The following is a 7,465-nucleotide window of genomic DNA, read 5'->3' on the forward strand; positions in this document are numbered from 1 at the left end:
TCGAGGACTTCGCATAGCGGCGCAGCGTGGGCTCGCTGATGGTAAGCCGTTCGCAGGTCTGGGCGACGGTCAGAATGATGGTTTGATCGGACACGGGGTGCCTCTCCAAAATCTCTGGTTTTCAGGATTTCGGGCATCCACCCGGAGCACTGCGTCTTCACCGCAGCATGGGCCATCCGACCCTAGCGCCGTCTCATCCGAGCGCGGCAATGCTAAGAAGACATGGCGTGACACGAGCCGTCAAGTACCGTCACAAAGAAAAGGGCCGATCCGCTTGGATCAGCCCCTACGTTCCTAATCACGCGATGAATTTCGACCATTTTTCGTTATATTCATTGCGATCTAAATTCAGATAGTCGCACCATTGCTGCATCAGGTCCTTGCGTCGATCAAACGCATTGCCGCGCCGATAAGCCCTTTCGGTCTTATCCTTGATCGTATGTGCCAAGGCCATTTCCGCGATTGTATCGGGATGCAACGTCGTCTCGCTCACCCAATCGCGGAACGATGATCGAAATCCGTGGACGGTCAGATCGCCTCGCATTCCGCGAAGCATCATCAGCATCGCCATGTTGCTCAGAGGTTTGTTGCGTTTGGCACCGGGAAAGACATACGGGTTCCCGTCTAGTCGCGGCAAGCTTCTCAGCAATTCTATTGCCGCACTCGACAACGGCACCGCATGTTCATTGCCGGCCTTCATTCGTTCGGCTGGAATGGTCCACGTTGCGCTTTTCAGATCAACCTCGCTCCACGTCGCGTTCAATGCTTCTGACGTGCGGACGGCGGTCAGAATGGTCAGCAAGAGCGCTTTTGCGGAGAAGTCGGGTTTGCCTTGAAGTTCTCGCGCAAAAGTCGGAACCTCTTTCCAATCCATAGCCGAATGGTTGCCTCTGGACTGCTTGCCGTTCAACCAGTGCTCAAGATTGTCCTTCCATTGCGCCGGGTTGTGATGGTTCGTCCAAAGGTCATGCGTTTCGCGGTTGGACACGCCTTTTGCCTTTGCCGCCGCGATTACGATCTCAATACGGCTTCGCACCCGCGATGCGGTCTCGCGAGCGTTCTTCCACAGCGGCGCGGATGTCCCGTTTTTGGTGTGCGGTTGGCGCAGGACGTTCAACACGTCTTCCGTGCTGATCTCGTGCGGCGCTTTGTTTCCGACAATCGGATAAGCATACGTCGCCAGCGTGTTCTGCCATTGCTGAGAATGCTTGGCATTCTTCCACTCGTCGCGATGCTGCTCGATATAATCCAGCGCGACAGTCTCAAATGTGTCGCCGGATCGTTTGGTGCTCGCCGTGGACGCTCCATTGCGCATCACGAGCGGATCATTGCCGGCCCGCACTTCGAGGCGAAGGCCTTCGGCGCGAAGCTCAAGCGATTTCAAATCTGCCGCCGTGATCGGTTCGCGAGGGTCGATGATTTCCAGCGTCATCAGCCGGCGCGTCCCTGACGGCGCGGTATAGCGGAACGTCCAGCTTGCGGAACCGGCCTTGGAGATGGCGAGGGACAGGCCGAACCGATGCGCCCACAATCCGGGCTGACGGGCTTGGACGAGCGTGGAAATGGTGCGGGGGGTAAGCCCCTTTCGGGGGGATGCGGTCTTCATATGCGGAGCGTCCTTTTCGGTTGGTCGCCACGCTACCGCTCACCTTTTGCCGCTCACCAGTCGCCTATTTCCGGCTGAATGCTCATGGCGCTATTGATCGCTCCTGAGCGGATAAATCCTGTGGATAAACAATCAGTTAGGCGGAGAGATAAGCGGCAGGGGACGGTTCGTGACGGCGTGTGACGCCCCGTCAATACGGACTTCCTCTCCGCCATCCTGCCTAGCTAAAATGAGGGCGAAGAAATTTTCTGCCTGGAATGCGGGAAATCAGAAATCTCGCTAAAGCGGCATCTCAAGGTAGCCCACGACCTCGCCCCGGCAGAGTATCGCGCGAAATGGGACCTGCGCACGGATTACCCAATGGTGGCCCCGGAGTACTCGGCACGTCGGTCTGCATTGGCTAAGCGGCTCGGACTGGGGCGTAAGCCGAACGCGAAGGGAAGTCCCCCAAAAGCGAAGGAAGCGCGGGCCACTTCTAACCGTAAGACGTAGCAGCGGTCGGTGCCGATGTCGGTGTGCCAGGACTGATCCATGATCCTACCCTCGTCGACACCGTTCTCGGCCGCACTGGTGATGTAGTTCAGCGATGCTGCGGCTAGAGCCCATGCGAGGCAGCCGCCCCGGGATCGTCCGTCTCATCGGCTTCGCGCTCAAGGTCAGTGACAATAGACACTTCGACCGTTGTGTTGGCTGAGAACTTCTCGGCATTCCTTGCGAGCAGTCGTCGAGCCGCCGCTACTGCGGCGGCTTGGCCGTCGCAACGCTCAGCATGCTCGGCAATCATAGTCCCGTGCTGATCATCATCCCAGCGTGTGACGTTGACGACGGCGTACCAAACGCCTTTTCCGGTTCGGCGTCGTCGCAGAATTTCGTGTTGCCTCTCAGTCATCTCTGCAACAGCCCGGTAGAGGAAGGTATCGTCATCCTGATGGGTCGACCGCTCCCGAGCCTCGAACGCCAAACCCTTTAGCCCCGGCTCGCTGAGACCGCTAAGCGCCATCGAGATTTTGAAGAAATGCACAGATGCCCCGTCGAGCGCGCGCCTTGCCTTCCACGTTAAAGGTGGCCGCCGCGGCGCTACTCCCTTCACCTCCTTCAGGCGCTTCACCCCCTTCTTAGGCCAGATATCTGCAATCACCTTCTCGATGTCCGCTGGCCCGGGCTCCCAGCGGAACTTCTCTGCATGACGCTTCCGGCCGATTTTGGGAGCAAGAGCGACAACCTTGCCGGAGTCCCGAGACTCCCGACGCTCAACGTTCTGCATCGTCTGAAAGAAGCTCTCTTGAAGGGAATCGACTATCCGGCCCTCATGGTCGAAGTGCCAAATTCCACCCGTCGTCCGTATGATTTCCTGCGGCTGCCCTTCATCGTTGTCGATGACAGCGCTGAGCACGCGCTGTGGGGTGCCCGCGAAATCAGGGATCGCGTCGTTACCCGAAATCAACCCTTCTGCCAGGCGTCGCGAAATTCGCAGCGGCTCGCCTTCGGGTGGGAAAAGATAGTGACGGACCGTCAGCGGCATCGGGCACCCCAGTGAAGTCGCTGGGCACTCAAGCATCGGAACACCGGAGCCTTGCAAAGCTCAGCGCTCCCTATGTCCCGCTCCAGCCACTGCCCCATCATACATACCGGGCGCGATCAGCAAACGCCCCCATTACTTCATCGTACGGCGTACGCGCTCTTGAGGCTTTGACGCTCTCGGGCGCGGCCGACTTCGAGGGATTTGCCGAGTGCCCGCATACGCTCTTCAACGGCCTCGTGGGCGCCGCCTCGATCGTACCCTTCTTCCAAAATGAAGGCGGCAACCTTCGCCAGCTCGGACATGATTTCCTGCGGGAGGATACGATCCCGGGCTCGGTCGGCGAGAACTATGTGAATGATGCCCGCAGCGATGGCGCGGTCGATCTGGCGAGATTCTGGCACCCGGGTGTTCCGCCGGGCCTCTCGCCATCGGCGGCTCCGTTCCCGGGCCTTGTCACGCTGATCCTGCCGCATGTGAGTCCTGTCCTTCACCGGATAACGTTCCCGCCAGCACATGGGTCGCCATACGGGCTGCGCAGCGGCCAATGATTTCAGGAAGCTAACACGCAGGCCTCGTCTTCGAGGATTGCTTGCACAAGGTCGGCAAGCTCAATCGCTCTCTTCTCCATCTTCTCGATGTCGAGGTCGGGCGTCTGAATCTCGCGCGCAAGCGAAAGGAGGAGTTCTCGGTCTTCCGGGTAGGTTTCGAATGGCTTCACCTGACTGACTCCCTTCATCAGGGGCGTTGCTGTGATCCCGGTTCCGGTCGTTCAGCTCCGCCACTAGCTTCCATGTTGGTTTTTTCTCGTTTGTTTATTGGCTGAGGCGGTGCGCTGGCTTCGTGCTGATCGCCCTATGGGTCGGGCAGTAGGGCGAGCCCGGCGAGCGCTCCAGGTCGCAGTAGTGGGTTGCCATGTCCATGACGGTCCCACCCTCAGACAGCGGCCAGCGACACCCCGCCTTGTTCTCGACGATGGGCACGGGCGACGAACCGGGCAGAGGCTCGAAGGCATTGAGGGCGACCGCATCAATCAGCCTGTCAGATAACGCCTGTTCCACGGCTCATCCTTCCCGCGCGTGTGATGCGTGGAAAACCTTCCCCTGTCGCAACGAAGCGATTTCCAGCCGCTTGGCAGCCCTCGCGCGCACGCGCGCGTATTGGTCGCTTAATCGTGCTGCCGGCACAGGATTCCCCCTAAATCTCTCTATTTTATTGGACGGTGGCCGGGTCACGCGGCGATCCGATCAGGCGCCGGTCGCGTATATCTGCGCCCTGTCCGATGCCGCCGCGCCTCGAAGGACACCCCCAGCCCGTCGTCCGTCTGATCGAAGGAGATCCCGGCAGCTTCCATGGCTGCCGCGATCCTGTCGGCCGCCCATGCCGACCGTGGGAATGTGGTTTCCGACTCCACCCTGACGACGCTGTTGCGATGCACACCGGAGGCGTCCGCCGTCTCTCTCACCGTCCAGCCAAGAATGGCCCGAGCCGCTTTGATCTGCCGACCATCGATAACCATTGCAGCCCTTCGCTCGCACTGGCGCTGCCGGAAACCATGTTCCCGGCACATGCATAGCGTTATAACATAACGCTTCGGTTAGGCGAGCCTTCGCGCGCAGCGTTAACTCTTCGCAAACCAAGTCCTTCGCTTTTTCTCGACCCATCGAAATTGCGCCCGGTCCGGGGCGCTTACTCCTCATGGCAACCAAGAGGAGCGATCACGATGCGTGCCCTGTCCTTCCGCGAACAGACGAAAGAGGATGACCACGACCTCGTCGTTTATGGCTGCTACGCCGCTGCTACAGTGTGGTCTTTTGTGTGCGCATACTTCATCGTCGTCCAGTGACGGATTGGCCCTGACAAGGCCTTATGATGCCTGCCAGGAGGCGGGGAGAATGGGACAGATCAAGAGCTTGCTGCGACATGCCGCCATCGGCCTCGGCGCCCTGATGCTGAGTGGCTGTGTGGCCGAGACCGGCTACTACAGTGAAACCTACTCGGGTGTGAGCTACGAGGAGCCGGTCTATGCCGAACCGGTGTTCGTGATAGATGACCGGCCGCGCTATCGGCACCGCGACTATTACCGTCATCGAGATTGGAGCCGACACCACCGCGGGCGTTGGGACCGTGGCTACCGATACCGGGATCGGTACTATCGGTATCGCTGACATTGCACGAATGCCGATAACGCCTGCAGGGCGTCAAAGCCGGGCGACGACGCGGTTGAGTGGTGTCCATCTCGCTCGCCATCACTCTTCTTTCGACTCCTGCCTTGGCGGGCCCGGTGCCGGTCTGCTCCAGCGGAGATAGCGCATGCTGACGTGCATCGTCGACGGCGACACCGGCTGGGAACGCGGCGATAAGTGGCGGGCGCTGAACGTCGACATGCCAGAAATCAGCCAGCCCGAATGCGGAGCGGAGAAGCCGCTTGGACTGAAGGCGCGAGATCGGCTTCGTCAGATAGTGGACGGGTATCACATCGAATGGACAGGTGGCCGCGGGCGCTACGGACGCGAACTCGCCAACTTCATCCTTTCGGACGAGCGCGATGCCGCCATGGTCCTGATCGAGGAAGGGCTGTCACAGCCATGGCCGAACGACGGAAATCGGTGGTGCCGGTAGAACTCAGAGCGAGCCAAGCCGATCGATATGCTGGACAAACTAGCAGACAATGGGGCTCGGCTCACCGTTGCCTGCGACGACTGCCAGTGCACCTTTGGACTGATGCTTGCGGGCGCGCCATCGAGCAATTGGACGCCGCCTGACATAGTTGGGCTGGAAACGCCGGTCCGCTACGCCGGCTGCGGCAGCCAAAAGATCAGCTTGCACGTTCATGCCGCCCTGAAACTGAGCCGGGCATCGACACGCCGTTTTTGCACGCATGATGCGCGGCTTGCTGGGCGTGAGTCAGATAAGCAGCGCTGAAATCTGGTAGAGTGCCAAGGCACAGATCAGAATGCCGACGAGGCGCAGGAGCGGCTTTTCAGGAATGATCCTGACTGCATAGGCTGCGAGCGGCGCCGCCACGACGCCGCCCAAAATAAGCCCTCCGACCGCCAGTGCGTTCCCAGTCATGTCCGCTTGCCAACGTCCGGTCAGGAGCGCGATGAGAAAGGTCAACGACACAGCGACCGTCACTACGAACTCCGCTGCGTTGACGGAGCCGATTACGTAACGCGGCTGGCCCCCCGCTCCCAGCAGTCCGGAGGTGACCACTGGGCCCCACCCGCCGCCTCCGATTGCGTCTAAGAAGCCGCCGGTTGCCGCCAGAGGCGGAACGATATGAAGGGGAACGGGCTTTTGAGGAATTTTGCGAAACGAGCGCACGATCAGGTAAAGGCCGATAATGCCCAGATAGGCAGCGACATACGGCCTGACCACTGAGCCGTCGATGCCGGTGAGCACATAGGTCCCAGCGACTCCCCCGACAACGCCAAAGGGAACCAGCCGCCAGAACAGCGGCCAGTCGATGTTGCGGTTGGCAAGATGTGCGCCGCCAGAGGCCGCCGTGGTGAAGAGTTCCGCCGCATGAATCGACGCGGAGGCCTGGGCAGGTGATACGCCGGTAGCGAGCAGAACCGAGGACGAAACCACGCCGTAAGCCATTCCAAGTGCCCCGTCGACCAGCTGCGCGAGAGCCCCTACAACGGCAAACAAGAGGAAATCGAGCATTGACAGGGTTCCGAGCCGCAGGGTGGATCGAGCATAGCGGTTCAGCGATAGCGGGGAAGGAACAGAAAACTTCGTAGCCGCCGATGATACGGCGTTGTTTTTCCTTTCTGCATTGAAGGTTGGAACGCCGCCTCAGATGTGCCCGACCGGCTGTAGGCCCAGCCGAACACGGGGCACTCGCTATATAGACAGCAAACGCTGCTTCAGTTGCCGCATTGAGAGTAGCGGGCTCGCTCATGAGGCGAGCTGACGCCGACGACAGAACCGCGGTCAGCACTTCGTCGTTAACTCATCCGCGACGAAATGAACTCTCATGCGTTCTCCTGCCAATGGAGAACCATGTGACAACGAAGGGCTGGCCTTATCGGTAATGGCGACGTGCTGGTCAGCGAGGACAGGATCGATCTCGGACGACGCGGCATGGCGCTCACTCTCCACGGCTCAGCCAGGGTTTCATGACGACAGGATCGTGGATGTCCTTCGCCGGGGCGGCGTTGTGAACAGCCTCGTCAACATGCCGAGATCCGGGCACTCAATTCCCGGCCCGACGGCAAACCCGTGGTTTGTAGGTGTCGGTCGTGTCCCCACAGGTGGTGTAGCTCGGCGGTAGCGTCGCCGATCTCGTCCGCGCCCCCTTCATCGCGCTGTAGGACGGGATCGGCGACGCG

8 protein-coding genes are annotated in these 7,465 nt (G+C 60.2%); 3 read left to right on the top strand and 5 right to left on the bottom strand.

Annotated elements, in window-relative coordinates; all coding sequences use genetic code 11:
- Nucleotides 1-298: 298 nt before the first annotated feature.
- On the bottom strand, nt 299-1,606 hold the full coding sequence (locus VQ042_RS24010) for a tyrosine-type recombinase/integrase (RefSeq protein WP_331822798.1): 1,308 nt from the start codon (nt 1,604-1,606) through the stop codon (nt 299-301).
- A 243-nt stretch (nt 1,607-1,849) separates the two neighbouring features.
- Here VQ042_RS24010 and VQ042_RS24015 point away from each other — a divergent pair, with 243 nt between their 5' ends.
- Nucleotides 1,850-2,098 carry a MucR family transcriptional regulator gene (locus tag VQ042_RS24015; protein ID WP_442880215.1) on the top strand — a complete coding sequence of 83 codons (249 nt, stop codon included), beginning with the start codon at nt 1,850-1,852 and terminating at the stop codon, nt 2,096-2,098.
- 103 nt (nt 2,099-2,201) lie between these two features.
- Here VQ042_RS24015 and VQ042_RS24020 read toward each other — a convergent pair whose 3' ends face one another.
- The 3 genes from VQ042_RS24020 to VQ042_RS24030 form a co-directional block, all read right to left on the bottom strand.
- Nucleotides 2,202-3,128 carry a hypothetical protein gene (locus tag VQ042_RS24020; protein WP_331822799.1) on the bottom strand — a complete coding sequence of 309 codons (927 nt, stop codon included), beginning with the start codon at nt 3,126-3,128 and terminating at the stop codon, nt 2,202-2,204.
- Between the two features lie 137 nt (nt 3,129-3,265).
- A complete protein-coding gene (locus VQ042_RS24025; protein ID WP_331822800.1) occupies nt 3,266-3,601 on the bottom strand; it encodes a hypothetical protein in 336 nt (111 codons plus the stop codon).
- Between the two features lie 77 nt (nt 3,602-3,678).
- On the bottom strand, nt 3,679-3,846 hold the full coding sequence (locus VQ042_RS24030; protein ID WP_331822801.1) for a hypothetical protein: 168 nt from the start codon (nt 3,844-3,846) through the stop codon (nt 3,679-3,681).
- A 1,174-nt stretch (nt 3,847-5,020) separates the two neighbouring features.
- Here VQ042_RS24030 and VQ042_RS24035 point away from each other — a divergent pair.
- Entirely contained in the window at nt 5,021-5,293 is a 273-nt protein-coding gene (locus VQ042_RS24035; RefSeq protein WP_331822802.1) for a hypothetical protein, read from the top strand.
- A 145-nt stretch (nt 5,294-5,438) separates the two neighbouring features.
- On the top strand, nt 5,439-5,747 hold the full coding sequence (locus tag VQ042_RS24040; RefSeq protein ID WP_331822803.1) for a thermonuclease family protein: 309 nt from the start codon (nt 5,439-5,441) through the stop codon (nt 5,745-5,747).
- 285 nt (nt 5,748-6,032) lie between these two features.
- On the opposite strand, the gene VQ042_RS24045 is transcribed toward VQ042_RS24040, so the two are convergent.
- Nucleotides 6,033-6,797 (bottom strand): sulfite exporter TauE/SafE family protein, encoded by a 765-nt coding sequence (locus VQ042_RS24045; protein ID WP_331822804.1) that lies wholly within the window; start codon nt 6,795-6,797, stop codon nt 6,033-6,035.
- Between the last annotated feature and the right edge of the window lie 668 nt (nt 6,798-7,465).

It is taken from the genome of Aurantimonas sp. A2-1-M11 (assembly GCF_036549475.1).
GTDB lineage: Bacteria > Pseudomonadota > Alphaproteobacteria > Rhizobiales > Rhizobiaceae > Aurantimonas.

What these genes read in the sequence shown, in the direction of transcription:
- VQ042_RS24045 (WP_331822804.1), bottom strand. Translation starts at nt 6,797, where the DNA reads ATGCTCGATTTCCTCTTGTTTGCCGTTGTAGGGGCTCTCGCGCAGCTG.
- VQ042_RS24010 (WP_331822798.1), bottom strand. Translation starts at nt 1,606, where the DNA reads ATGAAGACCGCATCCCCCCGAAAGGGGCTTACCCCCCGCACCATTTCC.
- VQ042_RS24025 (WP_331822800.1), bottom strand. Translation starts at nt 3,601, where the DNA reads ATGCGGCAGGATCAGCGTGACAAGGCCCGGGAACGGAGCCGCCGATGG.
- VQ042_RS24020 (WP_331822799.1), bottom strand. Translation starts at nt 3,128, where the DNA reads ATGCCGCTGACGGTCCGTCACTATCTTTTCCCACCCGAAGGCGAGCCG.
- VQ042_RS24040 (WP_331822803.1), top strand. Translation starts at nt 5,439, where the DNA reads ATGCTGACGTGCATCGTCGACGGCGACACCGGCTGGGAACGCGGCGAT.
- VQ042_RS24035 (WP_331822802.1), top strand. Translation starts at nt 5,021, where the DNA reads ATGGGACAGATCAAGAGCTTGCTGCGACATGCCGCCATCGGCCTCGGC.